Genomic DNA, 21,288 nt, shown 5'->3' with positions numbered 1-21,288 from the left:
AGACACCAAAAATAACGTTATTTTGATTCTTTATAAATTTAAAAAATTTGATATAAACAAAGTAAGTATAAAATTAGAAAAGCTATCTTTGATAAAGGTTTTTTTACTCTTTAATTTCAAAAAAAATGAAAATTGATGTCAATATAGTTTTTTTACTTCTTGCACTTTTAGCTGAAATTATTGGAACGATTGGAGGTTTTGGTTCATCTGTATTTTTTGTTCCGATTGGCAATTTTTATTTTGATTTTCATTCTGTACTTGGTCTGACGGCTGTTTTTCATCTTTCTAGCAATATCAGTAAGATTTTTTTGTTTAGAAAAGGATTAGACAAATTTTTGATTTTGTATATTGGTGTGCCTTCTGTTATTTTTGTAGTTGTGGGTGGAATTCTTTCCAAATATATTAGTACACTCTATTTAGAAATTGTATTGGGTATTTTTTTGGTAGCATTAAGCGCACTTTTTCTTATCAAAAAAAATATGGTCATTACACCCAACAAACAAAATTCTGTAATCGGTGGCATTCTTTCTGGCTTTTCGGCTGGTTTTTTGGGAACAGGTGGCGCAATTAGAGGACTTACAATGGCTGCCTTCAATTTAGAAAAAAGCATTTTTATTGCTACGTCTGCTTTTATTGATTTTTTGATAGATTTTTCAAGAACTATTGTCTATTATCAAAATGGATATATCAATCCAGACCATCTTATTTATATTCCATTTCTGTTTGTTATTGGATTAGTTGGGACATATATAGGAAAGAAAATTCTTGAAAAAATCCCTCAAGAACAATTCAAAACCATTTCTTTAGCTCTCATTCTTCTTATCGGAATTATTACTATTCTAAAAGTATTCTTTTGGAATTGATTATTTGTGGTTTTTGTCGTTGGTGAGACATCAACAACGGCAAGAAAAAAACAAACCGTATTTGTAGGTTAAAGGCTTGCCTTTGACTGTATTTTGTTTTTTTTGAAATGAAAAATGACTGTATAACAAGTCAAAGGCAAGCCTTTGACCTACTTTTCAAAAAAAATAATTTCATAAATCAAGAAAATAATTTTTCTATTTCTTTTTTTATATACAAAATGTATCTTTGGTAAAAATATTTATAGATTGCATTTTTTATGAAATTCGAAAAACAAACACCTGCTCAATCGCTCAATCAAGCCTACAGAAAAGAACACGTCGAAATAAAGGAATTCGAAGCGTTCAGAATAGCTTTAGAAAAATTGCTTGACGAGATGGAAAAACAGCGAGAAGAAAATACAAAAGTCTTGATGTCAGACTTTTTGAAAGATGCCTATTATAAAAATCTTCACGCCATCAATCCAGCCGTTGATGTAGATACCGTTATTCATCATCAAGACACGCAAAAAAGCCCTGTCGGAGTGATGATAGAAAACAAAAAACCGAATAGTAGTGAGTTTGTAAGCTCCGAAAATCTCAATAAAAAATCGTTTCAACAGCTTATTTTTTATTACCTGAAAGAGCGAATAGAAAACAAAAATACAGAAGTAAAAAGGCTGATTATTACTGATGTTTATCAGTGGTTTGTGTTTGATGAAACGCAGTTTGATAAAGTATTTTATCAGAATAAAGGATTGGTCAAAAAATATAATGATACTAAAAGAGATAAAAAAAGCACCAAACATTTTTACGAAGAAATTGCACAGCATTTTATCGCAAATTCTGAACAAGAAATTACCTACACCCATTTTGATTTAAGAGATTATCAAAAGGAACTAGAAAACTTCAAAATCAATCTTGATAAAAAAGGTAAAGAACAAGACGAAACCGACCAAAAAGCACAAAAAGAAGAGAAAAAACTCATTCATCTCTACAAAATTTTGTCGCCTGTTCATTTGCTCAAAAAGCCGTTTGCTAATGATTCTAACTCACTCAATAAAGATTTTTATAATGAACTTTTGCATATTTTAGGACTAGAAGAAGTAAAGGAACAGAACAAAAAAGTAATCAAGCGAAAAAATGAAAAGCAGCGTGAAATGGGTTCTTTTTTGGAAAATGCACTCTCAAAACTAGAAAGAAAGCGACCAGAACGCATCGACAATTATAAAAGTTATGGAGATAACGACACCGAAAGACTAGAAAATATCGCCCTAGAACTCTGCATTACGTGGACAAATCGTATTCTTTTTCTAAAACTTTTGGAAGCGCAATTATTACAATATCACAAAACAGAAAAAAAGGAAATTCGTCAGAAATATAAATTTTTGAACAGTCAAACGATTAAAGATTTTGTTACTTTAGATGATTTGTTTTTTGGTGTTTTGGCAAAAAGACCTAAAGATAGAAGAGAATTTTTGAAAGATTTTAGTCATATTCCGTACCTTAATAGTTCGCTTTTTGAGGAAACACTTTTGGAAAATGATGTCGTAAATGCAAGTAATCTTTCCGATGATGCAGAACTCACTTTGTATTTCAAAACCATTTTAAAAGATGGCAACGGAGTTCGCAGGACTGGAAAAGAAACGCCTTTGAGTTATTTATTTCAGTTTTTAGATGCTTATAATTTTAGTTCGGAAGGAACGGAGGAAATACGAAAAGACAAGAAAACGCTAATTAATGCCTCTGTTTTGGGACTTATTTTTGAAAAAATAAACGGCTACAAAGATGGTTCATTTTATACTCCGAGTTTTATTACGATGTATATGTGTCGCCAAACGCTGCGTCGTTCGGTGGTGCAGAAGTTTTCGGAAGAGTATAAAATGGAATTTGAGAGTTTTGAGGATTTACAAGAATTTTTGCAACCTCAATATAAATCGACTGACAAACTCAAAAACAATAAAATCTTTGATTCGCTCAAAATTTGCGACCCTGCTGTGGGTTCTGGACACTTTTTGGTTTCTGCACTCAACGAACTGATTACCATAAAATCTGAATTAGGAATTTTGGCTGATGAAAATGGAAAAGGTTTGCCTGTTGAGATGCGTATAGAAAATGATGAACTTTTCGCCTTCGAAACCGAAACTGATTTTTTTGAGTATCAAATTGGAAATAAACAAAGTCAGACCATACAAAAAACGCTTTTTCACGAAAAACAAAAACTGATAGAAAACTGTCTTTTTGGTGTTGATATTAATCCAAATTCTGTCAAAATATGTCGTTTGCGTCTTTGGATTGAGCTTTTGAAAAATGCCTATTATACTGGGGAAAGTAATTTTGAAGAACTAGAAACGCTGCCAAATATTGATATTAATATCAAAACTGGAAACTCTTTGATAAGTCGGTTTGATTTGGATGCTGATATTAGCAAGGCTCTCAAAAAAAGCAAATGGACGATAGATTCGTACCGTGTGGCTGTTCAGACGTATAGAAATGCGACGAGCAAAGAACAGAAATACGAAATGGAAAAGCTCATCGAAACCATAAAAACAGATTTTAGAAGCGAGGTAAGCAAAAAAGACCCAAAAGTGTTGGCACTTTCCAAAAAAACGGCTGAACTACAAACTTTGCTCACTCAAACTTCCGTTTTCGAACTCTCAAAAACAGAACAAAAAGCAAAAGACAAAAAAATAGACAAGCTACAAAAAGAAGTTCTGAAACTAAACACAGAAATTGAAGATATAAAAAGCAATAAAATCTATCAAAATGCTTTCGAATGGCGTTTTGAGTTTCCAGAAGTATTGGATAAAAATGGAAATTTTATTGGGTTTGATGTGGTCATTGGGAATCCTCCTTATGGAAATATTTTTTCTAAATCTGAAAAAGAATGGATTAAAACAGCTTATAATTATTCAGATTATCAATTAGATATTTATATGACTTTTTGTGAGAGATGCAATCAAATCATTTCACAAAAGGGTAGTTTTTCTTTTATTGTTCCTAATACTTGGTTATTTAGTTTGAAAACACCAAATATTCGAAAGCTACTTTATTCAGAATTAAAATTATCAAATATTAGAGCATTTCAAAAACCTGTGTTTGAAGAAGCTGTTGTTGATACTGCAATTATTTATGGCTCTAAATCAAATATTGAATCAGATGTAATAGAAGTTGAAATAATAGGAGAAGAGGAAGAAATCATATTTAACAGTTTTGATAGAAACTCATTATCTGATAATTATAGTAACCCATTAAACATTTATGCTTCGAAAAAAGCTTTGCACATTGCAAAAAAAATATCTGTACACTCTAATTTAGATGAAGTTGCAAATATTACGTTAGGTACAAAACCTTTTCAAAAAGGTAAGGGAAAACCTAAGCAAACTGCAAGTATAGTAAAAAATAAACCATTTGTAAAAACGTCTCAAATTGATAACACATTTGTTCCTTTACTCAGAGGAAGTTTAATAAATAGATATATAACCTTATGGAAAGAGAATTACTACATAAGTTTTGGAGATTGGTTAGCAGAACCTAGATATTCTGCTAATTATGATGCAGAGAAAAAAATAGTAATAAGACAAACTGGAAGCAGTTTAATTGCCACTTTAGATTATAACCAATTTATAGTCAGAAATAACTTATACACCATAATTTCTAAAAATGATAATTATTCTGAAGAGTTTTTATTAGGATTAATAAATAGCACTTTCTCGAACTGGTTTTATCAAAACATAATTAATAATGAAGTAGGAGAAGCATTAGCAGAAGTAAAAAGAGGGCATTTATCTAATATTCCCATTCCAAAAAATCCAGATTCAAAAAACGAAACCCAAATAGAAGAAAAAGTAACTCAAATCCTGTCTCTAAAAAAAGTAAATCCATCAGCCGACACGAGTGCGCTAGAAAGTGAGATTGATGTTTTGGTGTATGGGTTGTATGGACTTAGTGAGGAAGAGATTGCGATTATTGAGGAGCAGTAGGCAGTTCTAAACCCTAAGGGTCTTCGAAGACCCTTAGGGTTTTGGAATAATCGTTTTTTATCCTCAACGACGGCTTTAGTCTCGTTGACGGTTGGGAAATAAAATTGTATAATGAACCGTCGTTGAGGCGTTGCCGTCAACGAGGATTGAATAAAACTTTGTTTATAGTTTAACAGCAGAGTTGCATCAACTATTGAGAGCCTTCTGAAAGGACTGTCAAAGTTTTGAAAATGACTGGTAAATGGAAATGCTTTTTTTGTGAAAATTAGACTGTATTTGTAGGGCAAAGGCTTGCCTTTGACTTTTGTAAGATGGTAATTTCCTAATTCCCAAAAACACAATGAAAACACAAATACAGTCAAAGGCGAGCCTTTAACCTACTGATTTCAAAATTAGGTAACACTTAAAATCAAACGAAATAGAAAAAAAATGTATCTTGAATAAAATCTAAAATTTTACATTTTATTCTATTGCTTATGAATAACGAAGAAAAAGTCACTCCAGATTCTCATTTGATTTACTTGACCAAACTTACGCCTACACAACTAGCCGAGCAATTAAGAAATAACATTTCAGATGCAACCAAAACTGAAACATTTAGAGAAGCTCTCAAAAGTGGATTTTATTTTACAGGAACAGTTTCAGAAAATTCATTTCATCTAAAAACAAAAGATAAACACGAGTATAAATTAAAAGGAAAGTTTTTTGAAGAAGCTGATTACACAAAAGTAGAAGTCATTTTCGAATACGATAATTTTATATCTAAAAAATGGCGCAAAATACTTTTGATTATAACAGGAGTTTTGTTTTTTGGCATCGGAGCTAGGATTTTTTTTACTCAAAGTAATGAATTATGGATTGTTTTAGGTCTTTTGGGTTTAGTTTTTTTCGCTCTTCTTTTTCCTAATCACAGGGAGAAACTCGTTATTTCTTCCTACAAAGAAAAGTTAGGTAAAATTTTGGGTGCTTGTGAGTTTATGGAAAAATGATTTTTTTTACAAAAATAAAAAAACAGGGTTAAAATCCTACCGATTACCCACATATTTTTTAAACGTGAAAACAGTAAAATATAGCGTGTTTGTAGGTTAAAGGCTTGCCTTTGACTGTATTTGTATTTTTTATTACCTAAACTACCTAACCCTATCAAAGGCAAGCCTTTGCCCTACGAATTTTATTGATAAATAATTTTCTAAATCAAAAATAAATACCAAAAATAAACCGTCGCAATCGAAACAGGAATACCAATCGCCAACAAAAACCCTCCTAATTTTGGATTGAGTTTATATTCTTGTGCCAGCAAAACACCTGTTACCATTGGTGCCATAGCAGCTTCCAAAACTCCGACTTCGAAAGGCATATTTTTTTCTGTAAAAACAAGTAAATACAAAAAGTAAATCGCTAAAGGAGCTAAAAAAAGTTTGAATAAAAGACCAAAAAAGAACGGATTGAGGAGTTTGAAGTTCTCTTTTGAAAACTCTATTTGCAATCCGACCGAAAAAAGAGCCAAAACTACTAAAGGAGCAGCCAATTTTATCAAAACATTTTCTAAAACAGTTCCTACTTGTTCTAGTCCATTCATATCAAGAAATAGTTTTTCTATTCCACCAAAAGGAATCAAAAGCAAAGCCACCAAAAAAGCTATAAAAGGAGGAAAATAAACCAGTTTTTGAAAAATAAGTCTTGATGTGGGTTTGTCGCCTCCATAATTCATTGCCACAATTACGCCCACAGTAGCCACCACCAAAAACGAACCTGCTTGGTCGCACACAATGGCATATTGCAAAGGTTGTTTTGAATTATACAAAAATTCTAGAAGAGGAAAACCCACAAAAGAAGTGTTACAAAGCCCACATGCCAAAACTAGACAACCTTCTGTTTGTCTATTCCAGTTGAAAACCTTCGCCATTACTTTGAAAAACAAAATGCTTAATCCAAAAACTATCCATGCCATAAGAGCCAGCCAAATAAGAGAGATAGAAAATTCTAATTTTGGAATATAAATAAGCGCAAGACAAGGCAGAGCGACCCAAATAATATAGGTATTTATTCCTTTGTGTGTATCTTTTGGAAAAATAGGAATTTGTTTGAATACAAAACCTAAAAACAGACAAGCAAAGATTAATAGAAGGTTTTCCAATGTGTTTTTTGTTAAGATTTATACAAAACTAAGCATAAAAAAGCCTTAATTCATTTTATTGAAATAAGGCTTGTGTTTTTTAATAGTTTTTTTGAAGTTGTTTAAGAATATTCATTTTTCCATAGAATTAGATTTGCAAACCCAATTCTATGGAAAAACAACATTGCCTTTGTTGGTATTTTAGCGTAGCGACCCCAACAAAAATACGTACAAAACTCATTCTTAAACAACCTCTCTATTAGATTCCCATTAATGGACTACCATATACTGTGGTTTGGTCATAGAGTAAATCGTGGTCATAATGTTTTTTAGTACGACCAATATAAGGTTCTAAATGAATATCTGGATGTTTCGAATAATATCCGTGCAACAAGTATTCATAATCCATTTTGATATCAGAGCCATCATAACGAGGATAAGTTACAAATGCTTCTGCATCGATGGATTGCACATTTACAGTTTCTGCATCATGGTCAAGTGTTGCAAGTCCGATTGGAATAAGAATATATAAATGACTTTTGTTGTCATTTACATGAATTTCTTGGATTTCGATATCCAAATAGAGTATTCTTTCAAGCTCTTTTGAAGCTATAAGTCCTCTTACTTTTCCAATTTCTAATTCATTGTTTGCCATTACCTTCCAACCTACTACATTATCATAACCATCAGCTACTTTGTAGTTATCAAGGTTTTCTAAGCGTTCTAATGTAAGTTCTTCGTGAAAGTCCGTAGTATCTACGGTAATATTTTTGTTCTTTTCCATAATAAAAGTATAGTTTAAAAAATGAGATAATAAATTTGAATCAACTAAAAGATATTATTCCATAGCTAATTGTTTCATTACAGAAGCTGTTTTGTCGATAAAATCTTGTACATCAGCTTTCTGTTCCAATGTCAAAGTATTTGGGTCAATGTCTTTTGCCTCTTTCTTTAGGCTCTCATTCATAGAACCATCAGCAAGTTGATTCAAAGCACCACTTACTTGCAAAAATGCGTTTCTGATGTGGTCTGCATGGTCAGTTTCTTTCCAATTTTTTTGAATTTCATCTGCTGCTGTATCCAATTTTTTATGTAAATCTTGCACATTCATTTGGTCAGCCATTCCTCTTTTGATTGCAATAACCTCTAAAGCATCTCCCATGTGGCGAAGCGCATTAGCTGTATATTCGTGATGAACATCCATCTGAGTAGCTTCATATTCTCTGTTCTCGTTTGCAAATGCTATAAAAGTATTTACTTCGGCTGGAATCATTTCTGTTTCTACCACAACAACTTCATCAGGAACAATTTCGTTTTCATTCATAGTTATCTCATTAGCTATTGCTTCTTGTTCGGCTTTATTTCCATAAAAAAATGCAAAATAAACACCTGTACTTACTGCTAAAAGCAATAAAAGACCAAGTAACCAAGGAATAATCGGGGTTTTCTTTTCAATTTTAATTTCTGCCATAATAGTTTCTAGTTTAAAAAGTTTAGATTAAAAAATAAATTTCAATTACTTGAAATTGGTTAAATTCGTTACTTATATAACATACGTAATTATATTTTGTTTAATAAAATTCAAATTTACAGTTAATTACAATCTGTTTTATTAGTCAATAAAATTATTTATTTCTGATAAAACTTAGAATAATACCAGTAAAAACATATTTTTGACTATAAATGGTCTGTTCTACGAGACTGACCTATACCATCTACTATTTTTGTCTAGTAGTATGCTTTTTTGATAAAAAAATGTTCATTTGTATCACACAGAAAAAAAATAATTTCTAATTAAACCTTTGCTATTTTTTTGTATCTAATATGCAAAAAGAAATCAGAAAACACTTTATTTGTACTGTTTTCATCAAACCAACTAACCTTAATCTATTTTTCTTTGTCAGAAACAGCTCAACCCAGTCAGGCAGAACAAGAACAAAAGTGGATTCAACAATTACAGAACCCACAAACAACTTCGAAAGAACGCACCATTGCTTTTGATGGAATTATGCGTCTGCACCGACGAGCCATTTATTCTCATATTCGAAAAATGGTAATTGATGCTGATGATACTGATGATTTGTTGCAAGAAGTATTTGTAAAAGTGTGGAAAAACATAGAAAAATTTAAAAATGAATCTAAACTTTATACATGGATTTATAGAATAGCAACCAATGAAACGTTACGTTTTCTAGATAGAAAAAAGAAAAAACAAGGACTTCCAATGAATGAAACCTCGGAGCAGCTTATGCAAAACTTAGAAAGTGATGAGCAGTTTTCAGGAGATGAAGTACAGTTAATTCTTCAAAAAGCAATCTTGACTTTGCCTGACAAACAGCGTTTGGTTTTTAATATGAAGTATTTTGATGAGATGAAATACAACGAAATTTCGGAAATAGTAGATACTTCTGTGGGAGCTTTAAAGGCTTCTTATCACTTGGCAACCAAGAAAATTGAAAGTTATTTGAAAGAAAATTATCAATAAAAAATACTGTAAAATACACGTCAGTGCATTTGAAAAAATATTCAGAATAATTAAATAAAATTTACAATGAAATTAGAAGATATACACAAAAAACAACCTTTTGAAATGCCTGACGAAGCGCATTTTGATAGTATTTCTAGTAAAATTTATGCTCAACTAGAAAAGGAAGAACAAAATAAAAACTTGAATAAAGAAGCTAAATCAGTTTCTATTGATTCACAAAAGGCTAAAAATACTAATTTTTGGGTAAGACCTCAAATTATGGGAATTGCTGCGACACTTCTTTTACTATTTATAGCCATAACAGGAATTTATACTTATTCTTCTAAATCAAATATAGATTCTCAAACTACTTTAGTGATGGAAAATAATCAAAATTCAAAATTAGATTTTTCAAAAATTCCGACCGAACAAATCAATGATTTTTTATTAAATGAAGATATTTCTGAAAATGAATTAGTGAGTTTTATTCCTCAAAATTCTAATTTGGAAAGTAATAGTCTTTTTGAAGAATCTGATTTGAACTCTATTGATGCTGAGTCATTGGATTTGATGTTAGAAGAGGAATACCTGTAAATACAAATTGTGAATTATAAGTAGTAAATTAAAACTCAAAAAAATAAACAATCAAACCTATATGAAAACTAAATTTTATACCTTATTCATTTTATTCTTCTGTTTTTCTATTTCTGTTTTTGCTCAAAAGGGCAAAGGTCATGATATAGAAATGAGTGAACAATTAAAAGCGATGCGAGTAGCCATGATTACTCAAAATCTTAATCTTTCATCAGAAGAAGCAGCTAAATTCTTTCCTATTTATAATGAATATTCCACCAAAAGAGAAAGTATAAAAAAACAACTCAAACAAAACCGAAGAGAAGGAAGAAACCTAACAGGCACAAAACTAGAAACATCTTTCAAACAATCATTTGAACTAAGAGAACAAGAATTAGCCTTGGATAAACTCTACTTCGAAAAATTCAAAACTGTTGTTCCAGTAGAAAAAATAATGGAATTATACCGAACAGAAAGACAGTTTAGAAGAATGCTTTTAAGAGAGCTTTCGAAGCGAGGAGGACACCACCCTCCAGACGACGAAGATGAAGATAATTAACTTTTTAACCCATGAATAAATTCGTGGGTTTTGTTTTTTATGTTATTTTATCCTTAACTGATTACTATTTACTGATAACTGGTAACTGATTTAGATTATTTTACTTAATTTTGCATTCAAATTAAAATAGTAATTCAACTCACAAAAAATTCACTACGAATTCATTTTTATGATTGTAAAAACAAAAAAATATAAAATCGATCCTGATGTTTACGTCAAAATTTCATTTGTAAATGCCCTCAAACACTGGTGGTGGGTGTGGTTTATTCCACCTGCTATTTTTCTTATCTTTCTTGCTTTTGGTTTGTGGGGATGGGGTTTAGGCGTTTCGCTTGTTCTTTCAGGTTTGTATCTTCTTTTTTGGTATATCCAATTTAAAGGACTTACGATGCACGAAAAATCCAAACCACTTTTTGACAAATATGCGTATGACATCAACAGTCAGCGAATTATGATGATGGTAGATGCCAAAAGAGGCTCTGAAATAAAATGGGACAAAATTATTAAGGTAGAAAAAAGAGAAGATGCTTTTGTTCTTTATCTTTCAAAATACGAATTTTTGTATTTCCCTTTTACTATCTTCAAATCTGAAAATGAAATCAAATTTGTAGAAACAGTTATCCGTCGCAAAGGGTATTTGAATACAGAGATTAAAAAATAATTATAAAAAAAAGACCCTAAGGGTTTCTGAAAACCCTTAGGGTCTAAATTATATATCAAAATGGCTACTTCCAAAAAAGAAAATTCTGATAAAAAAATAAGCACAAAATACAAAGTCTTTTTAGGGCTTTTTGCAGGTTTATCTGTTTTTATTATCGGCACAAGTTATTATATTTATCAAATGGCTTATACGCCAAATGTTCTGACTAGCAAAGGAGCAAAAGAGCAGGTTTTGTACATCCCAAAAGGAATGAGTTATGATGTTCTTGCCAAACAGCTTCGTGAAGACGGAACGATTCAGCACCCTGTCGCTTTTGGTGTCTTTTCAAAATGGATGAATTATGTGGACAATGTAAAAGCAGGTCGTTATATTCTTACTCCAAAAACAAATACGATTGATTTTGTTCGTCAGCTTCGTTCTGGAGCTCAAGCTCCTGTCAATGTTACTTTCAATGAAAATTTACGTTTTTTACCAGAGCTTGCAGGAAAAATAACAACTAATTTGGCTATTGATTCGGCAGCATTTGCGAATTATTTACAAGATGAAAGTACAGCAAAAGAGTTTGGATTCGATAAAGATAATTTTATTTCGATGTTTATTCCTAATACGTATGAAATGTATTGGACAGATTCAAAGGAAGAAGTTGTCGAAAGAATGAAAAAAGAATATGATAAATTTTGGACAGATGAGCGCAAAGAATTAGCTAAAGCACAAGGACTTTCTCAAAAAGAAGTCGCTATTTTGGCTTCTATTGTAGATGCAGAAACTCGTTTTAAAGATGAAAAACCTCGTGTTGCAGGTGTTTATCTCAATCGTTTGGAAAAAGAAATGTTACTTCAAGCTGACCCAACACTTGTTTTTGCTCACAATGATTTCACAATAAAAAGGGTTTTAAATCGTCATAAAGAAATTGAATCTCCTTTTAATACCTACAAATATGTAGGTTTGCCACCTTCGCCTATTCGTTTGCCTTCTATTTCTGGTTTGAATGCCGTTTTGAAACCTGAAAATCACGAATATATATTTTTCTGTGCCAAAGAAGATTTATCTGGTTACCATGCTTTTGCCAAAACAAATGCAGAACACGAAGCAAATGCAAGACGTTATCATAATGCTTTGAATGCTAGAGGAATCAAGTAATCAGTTATCAGTTATCAGTTATCAGTTATCAGTTATCAGTTATCAGTTATCAGTTATCAGTTATCAAAAATTACTTTCTAAATTGATTGTTTTTAATTTCTCGTCTTTTATGAAAAAAATTCGTAATTCGTAATTCGTAATTTATAAAGAAATTAACTGATAACTGTTTACTGATAACTGCCAGTAAGTAGTTGCTCATAAAACCCACCAATTCCCAATTCTCTATCCACTAAATGAATTTCTAAGATAAAATTTCTAGTATTTCCGTCTTTATCTTTACTCAACATAGAAGAATGATTTTCTGGGTGGATATAAAGTGTTTTGTCTTCTTGTTCTAGTTTTTCGTGTGGAAACTGTCCGACAATATGTCCAGCTATTTCTCCTCCAAACTCCCAACCAGCATCATTCGCCATTTGAGTTGCTTTTTGATAAAGCTCTGCGCCTGTGATTTCATTTCCTTTTTCTACTTGTTCCAAATACCAGTTTCTGCATTCATCCCAAATTCTTTCTACATCATTTTTGAGTTTGAGTTTTTTTGGATTATTTCCAATTACATAGGTTCTTCCCAAATCAGCTTCCCATTCTTGAAAAATAGGACCTAAATCTAAAAACAAAATATCATCTTCTTGCAATCTCAACAAAGGTGGGTTTTCGTAGTAGGGCAAAAGAGTGTTTATTCCTGCCCTTACGATGCGTGTATGCCAATGGCGAGTAGTTCCGAAAAGATTGTTTGCTAGTTCATAGATTTCTTGACTTAGTTCTTCTTCTGATTTTCCCGTTTGTATGAGTTTTCGTTTTTCTATTTCAGAAAATAATTGAATTGCCTTTTTTTCGGCTTCTATTAGTGATTGTAATGGAGATTTAGTAATAGATGACATAAAATAAATGAGTATATGTTTTTAAATGAATAGCATTTTTTTGATTAATGGTAAAAATACGCTAATTGAGCGAAAAATAGAACCTTTTGGTATAAAAACTATTTTTTTTTAGGGAATAGGCACGAATTTTCAGTATAATTAGGAAATAAACTCTTTATTCTTTGGAATACATTTCTCAACTATACAAGTAATCATCTATTTTATAGCTCTTTGACTTCTATTTTTTAAAATTCCTTGTGTTTTTTGATAAATTTTACGGATATTGCATAGTCATTTGCCTAGCTCAAATAAAAACTAGAATAAAATCTATTCCGTGCTATAAATTGCTTATTGATTTTATGGAAAAGATAATAAAACACTGTTTTTTATCGTTCTTGTCTTCCTAGTTTAGAACCAGAATAATCCGTCCAAAAAAATTGCTATTATATTGCCTTTTTGAATAATGAATATATATATAAAACTTGTATTACTTTGTCTTTTTATGGTTGCTTTTACAGGAGGAACTGTTTTCTACTTTGTAGATCTTGAATCACGAGAGACATTAGAAAGACAAATTACAGCACGTATCGAAAAGCAATCTTCTTTTGCTATTAGCAATATTGACCGTTTTATTTATGAACGTGTTACAGATATTCAACAGCTTTCTCAAGACCCCATTCTTGCAGACGAATCAATCAATCAAGCTGAACTTACTGACCGTATCAAAGAACTTCAACTCAAAAATGGAATGTACAAGAGTATTTCATTTTTTGACCCTACTCGTCTTCGTTTGGCAGACTCTCGCAATCTAAATATTGGAAAAATACATGATTTAAGTACTTACTGGGAAAAAATAGACCAAGGACAACAAGAAGTAACGATGGATATTTCGCCTTCTGCTTCACTAGGAATTCCTGTTATGCACTTTGCAGCCGTTGTGAGAAGTGATATGGGTACACGTGTAGGTACAGTTGTTACTCGTGCAGATTTATCTTGGATTAATAGTATTTTTGAAGAATCTATTGCTACTGACTCTTTAATGAGAAATGCAGATATTGACTTGTTAGATAAAGAAGGAACAATTTTGTATTCAAATACCAACCCTGAAGGTGTATTAAAAGAGAAATACCATAACATGGAACGACTTGCTTATTTTGCAGAACATGATAAAGAAAAATACCATGTCTTTGGAGATAAAATCTACTTTTATACGTTAGAAACAGGTTATTTAAGTTATGCTGGTAATAATTGGATTCTTTTAATTGCCTTACCAAAAGATGTTGTTTATGAGCCTGTCTATGATTTACGTGAGAAAATTGGATTTACATTAGGTCTTGTTATTTTAGTTGCTTCAATTATTGCATTTATTGTGGCTCGCCTTTTGGCAAAACCTATTTTGAGCCTTACAGCATCAGCAAAAGAAATGGGAGAAGGAAACCTAGAAGCAGTTCCAAACATAAAATCAAAAGATGAAATAGGAAAACTAGCGCAGAGTTTTGGACAAATGGCAAATAAACTCAAAGCCAAAATGAGAGAACAGGATGAACTAAATATAGAATTAGCTGCTATTAATGAGCGTATAGAATCAAAATATGTACAAATTAATGAGCAAAAAGTAGAAATTGAGCTTTCCAAAGACCAAATTGAGATGCAAAATAGTGCGCTCGGTGAGGCTTTCAAGGAAATTGAAAAACAAAACAAATCTATTACTTCAAGTATTCATTATGCCGAGCGTATTCAGCGTTCGACTCTTCCAGAACACGATATTTTTAATAAATATTTTCCTAATTCTTTTGTTCTTTACAAACCTCGTGATATTGTTTCGGGTGATTTTTATTGGTTTGATGAGATTAATAGAGATGGCAAACGTTATTTATTGATTGCTGTTGGAGATTGTACAGGACATGGAGTTCCAGGTGGTTTTATGTCTATGCTTGGAAATAATTTACTGACAACCGTAGTAACTATTGGAGGACAAATAGAACCTGCTATCGTTTTGGAAGAAGTAGATTATGATATTAGAAAGGTATTGCACCAAGACGAACACTCTGACAATAGTCAAGATGGAATGGAAATTGCCTTCTGTACGATTGATTTGGATACTCTTAAAATGAAATATGCTGGAGCGCACCGTTCTTTGTATTTCTTTAGAAATGGAGAATTTACTGAAATAAAAGCTGATAGAGCCTCATTGGGTGGTGTTAGTAGAATTCGCAAAAAAAGAAAACTTGCAAATCTACAACTTACAACACACGAAATACAACTTCAAAAAGATGATATTTTTTACCTTTTTTCTGATGGGTATAAAGACCAATTTGGAGGAGAACTTGGACGTGTTTTTTCAAGTAAACGTTTTAAAAATCTTCTTTATAAAATTCATCAAAAGCCCATGGCACGTCAAATGGAAATATTAGATGAAGAAGTAATGGCATGGAGTAAAATTTCTGACCAAAAACAAACTGATGATATTATAGTAATGGGTGTAAAAGTCGGAGATTTGGATTAAATAATAATTAAAAACTCATTTTTTGTTCCTATTCACTATTAATTTAATAGATATTTAATCATCTTTTGTCGATAATATAGCTTATTACACCTTTAATAGAAAGAATATTTCAAGCCTTTTTGTATAAATTAGCTATTTGGCAAGACAGTTGTAATATAGGTAGTAACTTTAAAAATTTAATTAAGCAAAACTCACAAAATATCATTTATCAATTTTATTGATTGATAAGTTATTTTTAAGACAAGCTGGAAATAAACTAAAAAGAAATAGTTATTTTTATAATTTTCAAGTAGTTTCTTAATAGAATAAAAAATTGGTAATGTATTTGTATATTCTCTATATATTCCTTTAAATAATATAAGAATTTATTAAAATATATCAAAAATATATTCTCCATCTTAATTCATTCTAATTAGTTTACTTTAGCTTGATTCTACTAAAAATAAAACAAGTTAATTCCAAAAATAATCTTTATTCTAAACTTTAAAACCGTATAGCCATTATGACAAAAGTATATGCTGGTATTGTAGGCGTTATTTTCTTGATGTTCAGCACTGCTGCAACACTAAATATGAGCCCAAAAGATGATTTTATCAAATCAATCATTGAATCGATTCCTAACCCATTAGAACTTACTACTCTTATCAAAGAAACAGGTACAGAGTATGTAAAAAGTGAGCTTGCAAACTCTTCTTCTGCTAGTAAATACACAGATAGTTATGAGCGTGCGCTCAACTTGGGTGTATATGGTACAGACTTAGGTTTCGCTAGTATTTACAACAAAAACCAAGACGTATTAGATTATCTTTCTGCTATCAAAGAACTTGCAAACGGTCTTAATATCGGACAATTCTTTGACGCTGAAACATTAAAAGACCTTACTTCTAATAGCGATAACTTAGAAGAACTTATCCGTAGTTCTACTCGTAACTTACAAGACATCAACGAACAACTTCAAACTGAAAAGCGTGAACACTTGAGCGTTTTGTTTGTAACAGGTGGTTGGATTGAATCTACTCATTTGCTTGCTGATATGCACAAAAAAACGAAAAATGCCAAATTAAAAGAGCGTTTGGCAGAACAGAAAATGGTTCTTGACCGTCTTATGATGGCTTTAGATGCACACAAAACGCAGCCTAAATTCAATTCTCTTATTGCACAACTTAAAGAAGTGCAAAAAGTATATCGTAATGTAACAGAAGAAAATACTGAAGTAACAAGTGAAACAGTAATTACAGAAAATGGTCCTGAAGTAAGAACTACTGGTGGAACAACTTATACAATGAGTGACAAACATGCTGCTGAACTTGGCGCATTATTAAACGGTATTCGTGGTGGATTTGTAAAGTAATCTTCAAATCAAGCGTTTATCCTCATTAAGATAAAAATAGAAAAGTCTATCAAATTAGTTTTTGATAGACTTTTTTTTGTGTAAAATTTTATCTAAACTATTTTGTTTTATGGGTTCTACAATACCAATTACAAATCTAATCAATTCGTTTGGCGTAGCCCCTCCAAGTCGATTTGATTCTGTGATTCCAACATGGTAAAATTTAGGCAGTAAAAAACAGACTTATTCTAATTTAAAATTGTCTTTTTTTACATTGATAAAATCACGTTGTAGAAAGTCTGCGACTACGACCTATCAGTTTATCAAATCCTTCACCTTTGTTGGTCTTTAACTTCGGCAACACCGTTGTGATGAGCAACAAAAAAACATTCCTACAAATCTATAATTTACCACGCAAGACCATTAACAAAAAATAAGTCTTTTGCCTTAGTTCTATCTGTGATAGTAACGGCAAGCCGAAACTAAACACCAACAAAAAAGCAAATTTAACATTTTTTCTAAAGGATAGGCTTGGTTTTACCATAGAATTCTGGGTAATAATGATTTTCTTGAACGACTACGGCTTTTGTAGCCTCTGTTTTTTCAATAATAAATTCATCAAAATAAACTTTATCAGAGCTAGAGTTATCAATGTAAACAGATAGATTTCCGTCTTGTGAAATATCAAGATTAGAAACTAATTTTTCCCAAGATACAGCCGAAGAAATAGTTAGTTTTTCTCGTTTCTCAAAGATAAGACTATCTGTAGAATCTCTTAGCTCCAATCAATAGTGTTCTAAATTCACTTTACTTTTCTTAGAAAGTTTCAAAGGACACTTTGTAACTAAGTTATTGTTACTATCTAAAGCATAAAGTTTCTTTCCTTTGATAATATAAGCATCCCTCCCATGTACACTAGTGTTTTTAACCATTTGCATAATATCCTCTTCTTTTTCTAATAGAAATAAAGGAGACTCTAGTATAAGTGTATCTTTATGTACCTTCCACTTACCACTAATTTTTTTAGGAGCATATATAAAACGATACGTAAAATTGCCATTTTTAAATATTTTTAAATATAAGCTTGGTTCTCCGTACAATAGGCACAGATCTGAATAATATCTGTCTGTACGCATTCTCGTACAAGAAAAACATACTAAAATAATTAATATATAATAATAAAAAAATTTTTTTTTCATGATGTATTTATTTAGGATAATAGTAGTTCCATTAACTCTAAAGGCATGTTTAAATACTCTTGCTATTCTTTGGAGTTCTTTTTGAGGATTAGAGCTATTTATAGCACTTTGAATCTCTGGTATATTCTTATAGGAATACGGTCCAGTAGCTAAAAAATCATAAGTTGGAGAGGGTAAATTATGTAAACCATATGCACTACCTCCAAAAATTGCTTGTCTTTCGTAGGCTTCTACCTCGTCATGTCTGTCATAAAGTAGATTAAAATAAGAAGAAATATGTGATATTTCTCTTCCTACACTAAAACTTCCTGTTTCAAATTGATAGGCATGTTTTAATTCATGTGCAATCAAACCTACAGAGGCAGATGATGTCAGTTCTATAACTACTGTTCCTGTGTTAAGGTCGAATCCTGTTAATCCTTTATTATCTAAAGAATTATTCTGCTTAAAATCATATACTTGAGAGGACGCTTCTAGAGTATTAAATTCTGAAATTATTTCTTGAGAAGTCGAAACTACGTCATTTAATTTCTCTTTTCTACGAGATAAGCTATTATTTTGGCGTGCTAATTTACGTTCTAACCTTTTTTCTCGTCTACTACCAGCTTCTGCTGTTGCTAATTTTCCTTTCGTATTATTAATAGAATTTTCTTTTTTAGATACTCTATTTTCCTTATGTTTAATTCTACTATCTAATTCAGAGATAACTTTATCTACTAAATTTCTTAACGCATCTGTAAACTCATTTCCATCTATATCAAGATTAGAAACAGGATTATTCCCTGCATAATGATAAGTCGATTGAGAAATATATTTTTCAGCCATTCCATCGATTCCGTGCCATCTACCCAACTGAGTATCCATATTACGCCACCCATAATCTGTCCAATACAACCCAAAAGATTCCTCTTTTTCCTTACCATTGTATTGAAAACGATGCTCATCTGTATTACCTAAACTCTGCAAATCCAGCTCCTCAATCCCTTTCATATTCATACCAAAAGGATAGTAATGGTTTTCCTGTACAACGACTGCAACGGTAGCCTCTGTACGTTCTATTTCGAAGTTATCAAAATAAACTTTATCTGAACTACTATTATCAATATAAACTTTCAGATTGCCATCTTCTGAAACATCAAAATCTGAAACTAACTCTTCCCAAGCTATTGCAGAATGTTAAAAATCTTTTTGTAAATCACAATCCGAGCTAAGAAATGATATGTTACCTATGAAAATAGGTGAATTTGCATAAGTATGTTCAATCAACTCTGTACTCCTCACTTGTATTAGACCAGAATTAGAAGTTGTATCATAAATATTAAATATAACATTATCTCCTGTTTTACAATCAGCATTTTTAAAACTAAAAAACTTGATAATATTACCTGTAACGATATTTTTACAAATATATTGGTTATAGACTAAGGAGTCTTCAACCTTATCAACCTTAAAATCTACAATCTCATAAACTTTACACCTATTATCCAGTAACTTATACTTTATAATAGATGAAGGAAAGGAAACAATTATAGTATCTTCTACACAAGAAGCAAGAATAATTATTATTAAAATAAAAAAATATTTTTTCATTTTTTATAAAATTTATAATAAAAAACAATTTATATAAACTAAAATATTAAAAACTTACAAAAAAAACACTTGCTTTTATTTGGTCGCCTTTTTTGACTTTTATAGTCTTCGAAATGGCTTGTTTAGAGTTTTCTAGTTCTGCCGAATAATGTCCTTCTTTGTCTTTTTGGTCGCTTCGTGCTGCTGCTACATTCTCAAACTGTGCTTCTTCTTTTTGTGCGCTGTCGGCTTCCATTGTTAGAGAAAAACGCTCTCTTTCGCTGTCTTCCTTCGCTTGGAAAGCTACACGTAAGTTGCCCAAATGGTCTTTGTAGTGGTATTCATACGTCCAAACAGATAGAACACCAAATACAAAAACCACGGCTGGAAGCCGAATACATAGCCGTCACTTGGCTTGAGACAAGCGACAGCCATTTTTTTTATTCTTTTTCCGACAGCCGAGATGCAGCAGGGGAGGTTGTATAGTTTCTGTTCGGGCAGGTGTTATTTCTGGATTTAATGGAATTTCTATTTCTTGTTGGGTAGGATTGGTATTTATACTACCAGCAACCACACCACCAAGAGAAAGTAAAACATCTTTTTTTGCTTCTGCAATCGCTTTTGTTGGGTCAGTTTCAGCAATGGCTGGGTCGTGTGTCGCAAAAACACTCGCCTTTATTTTATCCCCTTTTTTGACAGTTATTGTTTTCGAAATTGCTTTATCTGCATTGGTAAGTTCTGCCGAATAATGCCCTTCTTTGTCTTTTTGGTCGCTTCGTGCTGCTGCTACATTTTTAAATTCGGCTTCTTCTTCCGTAGCTTTTTCGTTTTCCATTGTCAAAGAAAAACGCTCTCTTTCGCTGTCTTCTTGTGCTTGGAAGGCTACACGTAAGTTTCCTAAATGGTCTTTGTAGTGGTATTCATACGTCCAAACAGATAGAACACCAAATACAAAAACGACGGCTGGAAGCCGAATACATAGCCGTCACTTGGCTTGAGCCAAGCGACAGCCGTTTTTTTATTTTTTTTCCGACAGCCGAGATGCAGCAGGGATTTACTTATTTTTTACTAATACAAACTCTTCTTTTTCGCAATCATACTTAAAAGTGAATGACTCTCCCCCTACATTTACATAATTTAATCCTCCTCTCTTGTATTTAACAAAAAAATCTACTATGTCTATGATAAAGGTGTCATTTTCAAATCTCACATGTTGTATAACACTAATAACAAAAGATTTTTTCTTTGCTTTTTTTACTATGTTTTCGCTATTTAGAATAACTATATTAAACTCTTTAATACTTTTGAGTGTAAGAAGATTAGGTTTGTTACTTTCTTGTACATATATACACCCTTTTTCAAGAACATAATTTTTTGATAGGTATTCAACATGAGAAGATATACTTGTGTCATATGGATTTAGAGTTTGAGCAATAGTTAAAGAAGGAATAATAAAAAGAATGATAAAAAATAAATGTTTCATAATAAG

Annotated in this window: 20 protein-coding genes; 10 read left to right on the top strand and 10 right to left on the bottom strand. The window is 31.5% G+C overall.

Annotation, left to right across the window (positions count from 1 at the left end; genetic code table 11):
• The first annotated feature begins 125 nt into the window (after positions 1–125).
• From ACE193_RS23270 to ACE193_RS23260, 3 genes are all read left to right on the top strand, one after another.
• Entirely contained in the window at positions 126–863 is a 738-nt protein-coding gene (locus ACE193_RS23270) for a sulfite exporter TauE/SafE family protein (RefSeq protein ID WP_375560581.1), read from the top strand.
• Positions 864–1,120: 257 nt separating this feature from the next.
• Complete coding sequence (locus ACE193_RS23265) at positions 1,121–4,822, top strand: Eco57I restriction-modification methylase domain-containing protein (protein ID WP_375560580.1); 3,702 nt, start codon at positions 1,121–1,123, stop codon at positions 4,820–4,822.
• Positions 4,823–5,298: 476 nt separating this feature from the next.
• Positions 5,299–5,811 (top strand): hypothetical protein, encoded by a 513-nt coding sequence (locus tag ACE193_RS23260; protein WP_375560579.1) that lies wholly within the window; start codon positions 5,299–5,301, stop codon positions 5,809–5,811.
• Between the two features lie 200 nt (positions 5,812–6,011).
• On the opposite strand, the gene ACE193_RS23255 is transcribed toward ACE193_RS23260, so the two are convergent.
• The 3 genes from ACE193_RS23255 to ACE193_RS23245 all read right to left on the bottom strand — a co-directional run bounded on the left by ACE193_RS23255 (position 6,012) and on the right by ACE193_RS23245 (position 8,409).
• Positions 6,012–6,959, bottom strand: a complete 948-nt coding sequence (locus ACE193_RS23255; RefSeq protein WP_375560578.1) for an AEC family transporter — start codon at positions 6,957–6,959, stop codon at positions 6,012–6,014.
• A gap of 238 nt (positions 6,960–7,197) precedes the next feature.
• On the bottom strand, positions 7,198–7,722 hold the full coding sequence (locus ACE193_RS23250) for a hypothetical protein (RefSeq protein WP_375560577.1): 525 nt from the start codon (positions 7,720–7,722) through the stop codon (positions 7,198–7,200).
• A gap of 54 nt (positions 7,723–7,776) precedes the next feature.
• Positions 7,777–8,409, bottom strand: a complete 633-nt coding sequence (locus tag ACE193_RS23245) for a hypothetical protein (protein ID WP_375560576.1) — start codon at positions 8,407–8,409, stop codon at positions 7,777–7,779.
• A 426-nt stretch (positions 8,410–8,835) separates the two neighbouring features.
• On the opposite strand from ACE193_RS23245, the gene ACE193_RS23240 reads away from it, so the two are divergent.
• From ACE193_RS23240 to mltG, 5 genes are all read left to right on the top strand, one after another.
• A complete protein-coding gene (locus tag ACE193_RS23240; protein WP_375560575.1) occupies positions 8,836–9,423 on the top strand; it encodes an RNA polymerase sigma factor in 588 nt (195 codons plus the stop codon).
• Between the two features lie 66 nt (positions 9,424–9,489).
• Positions 9,490–9,999: a hypothetical protein gene (locus ACE193_RS23235; protein ID WP_375560574.1), complete on the top strand. Its 510-nt coding sequence runs from the start codon at positions 9,490–9,492 to the stop codon at positions 9,997–9,999.
• Between the two features lie 61 nt (positions 10,000–10,060).
• Positions 10,061–10,537 (top strand): hypothetical protein, encoded by a 477-nt coding sequence (locus tag ACE193_RS23230; protein WP_375560573.1) that lies wholly within the window; start codon positions 10,061–10,063, stop codon positions 10,535–10,537.
• 169 nt (positions 10,538–10,706) lie between these two features.
• Positions 10,707–11,198 carry a YcxB family protein gene (locus ACE193_RS23225; protein WP_375560572.1) on the top strand — a complete coding sequence of 164 codons (492 nt, stop codon included), beginning with the start codon at positions 10,707–10,709 and terminating at the stop codon, positions 11,196–11,198.
• 60 nt (positions 11,199–11,258) lie between these two features.
• Positions 11,259–12,338: an endolytic transglycosylase MltG gene (gene mltG / locus ACE193_RS23220; protein WP_375560571.1), complete on the top strand. Its 1,080-nt coding sequence runs from the start codon at positions 11,259–11,261 to the stop codon at positions 12,336–12,338.
• A 167-nt stretch (positions 12,339–12,505) separates the two neighbouring features.
• On the opposite strand, the gene ACE193_RS23215 is transcribed toward mltG, so the two are convergent.
• Complete coding sequence (locus ACE193_RS23215; protein ID WP_375560570.1) at positions 12,506–13,216, bottom strand: M24 family metallopeptidase; 711 nt, start codon at positions 13,214–13,216, stop codon at positions 12,506–12,508.
• 442 nt (positions 13,217–13,658) lie between these two features.
• Between ACE193_RS23215 and ACE193_RS23210 the strand changes: the two genes are divergently transcribed.
• Both ACE193_RS23210 and ACE193_RS23205 read left to right on the top strand, forming a co-directional pair.
• Entirely contained in the window at positions 13,659–15,701 is a 2,043-nt protein-coding gene (locus ACE193_RS23210; RefSeq protein WP_375560569.1) for a SpoIIE family protein phosphatase, read from the top strand.
• 502 nt (positions 15,702–16,203) lie between these two features.
• Positions 16,204–17,052, top strand: coding sequence for a hypothetical protein (locus ACE193_RS23205; RefSeq protein ID WP_375560568.1), 849 nt, complete (start codon positions 16,204–16,206; stop codon positions 17,050–17,052).
• Between the two features lie 497 nt (positions 17,053–17,549).
• On the opposite strand, the gene ACE193_RS23200 is transcribed toward ACE193_RS23205, so the two are convergent.
• The 6 genes from ACE193_RS23200 to ACE193_RS23175 all read right to left on the bottom strand — a co-directional run bounded on the left by ACE193_RS23200 (position 17,550) and on the right by ACE193_RS23175 (position 21,282).
• Positions 17,550–17,816 (bottom strand): hypothetical protein, encoded by a 267-nt coding sequence (locus ACE193_RS23200; RefSeq protein WP_375560567.1) that lies wholly within the window; start codon positions 17,814–17,816, stop codon positions 17,550–17,552.
• Entirely contained in the window at positions 17,817–19,289 is a 1,473-nt protein-coding gene (locus ACE193_RS23195; RefSeq protein WP_375563379.1) for an RHS repeat-associated core domain-containing protein, read from the bottom strand. It lies immediately after the preceding gene.
• 117 nt (positions 19,290–19,406) lie between these two features.
• Entirely contained in the window at positions 19,407–19,820 is a 414-nt protein-coding gene (locus tag ACE193_RS23190) for a hypothetical protein (protein WP_375560566.1), read from the bottom strand.
• A 46-nt stretch (positions 19,821–19,866) separates the two neighbouring features.
• Positions 19,867–20,181 carry a hypothetical protein gene (locus ACE193_RS23185; protein ID WP_375560565.1) on the bottom strand — a complete coding sequence of 105 codons (315 nt, stop codon included), beginning with the start codon at positions 20,179–20,181 and terminating at the stop codon, positions 19,867–19,869.
• A gap of 24 nt (positions 20,182–20,205) precedes the next feature.
• Positions 20,206–20,634 (bottom strand): hypothetical protein, encoded by a 429-nt coding sequence (locus tag ACE193_RS23180; protein ID WP_375560564.1) that lies wholly within the window; start codon positions 20,632–20,634, stop codon positions 20,206–20,208.
• Between the two features lie 219 nt (positions 20,635–20,853).
• Positions 20,854–21,282, bottom strand: coding sequence for a hypothetical protein (locus tag ACE193_RS23175; protein WP_375560563.1), 429 nt, complete (start codon positions 21,280–21,282; stop codon positions 20,854–20,856).
• Between the last annotated feature and the right edge of the window lie 6 nt (positions 21,283–21,288).

The sequence above is a fragment of the Bernardetia aquimarina genome (assembly GCF_042180575.1).
GTDB lineage: Bacteria > Bacteroidota > Bacteroidia > Cytophagales > Bernardetiaceae > Bernardetia.
Note: the sequence above shows the minus strand (reverse complement) of the source record. Positions and strands in the feature narration are given on the sequence as shown.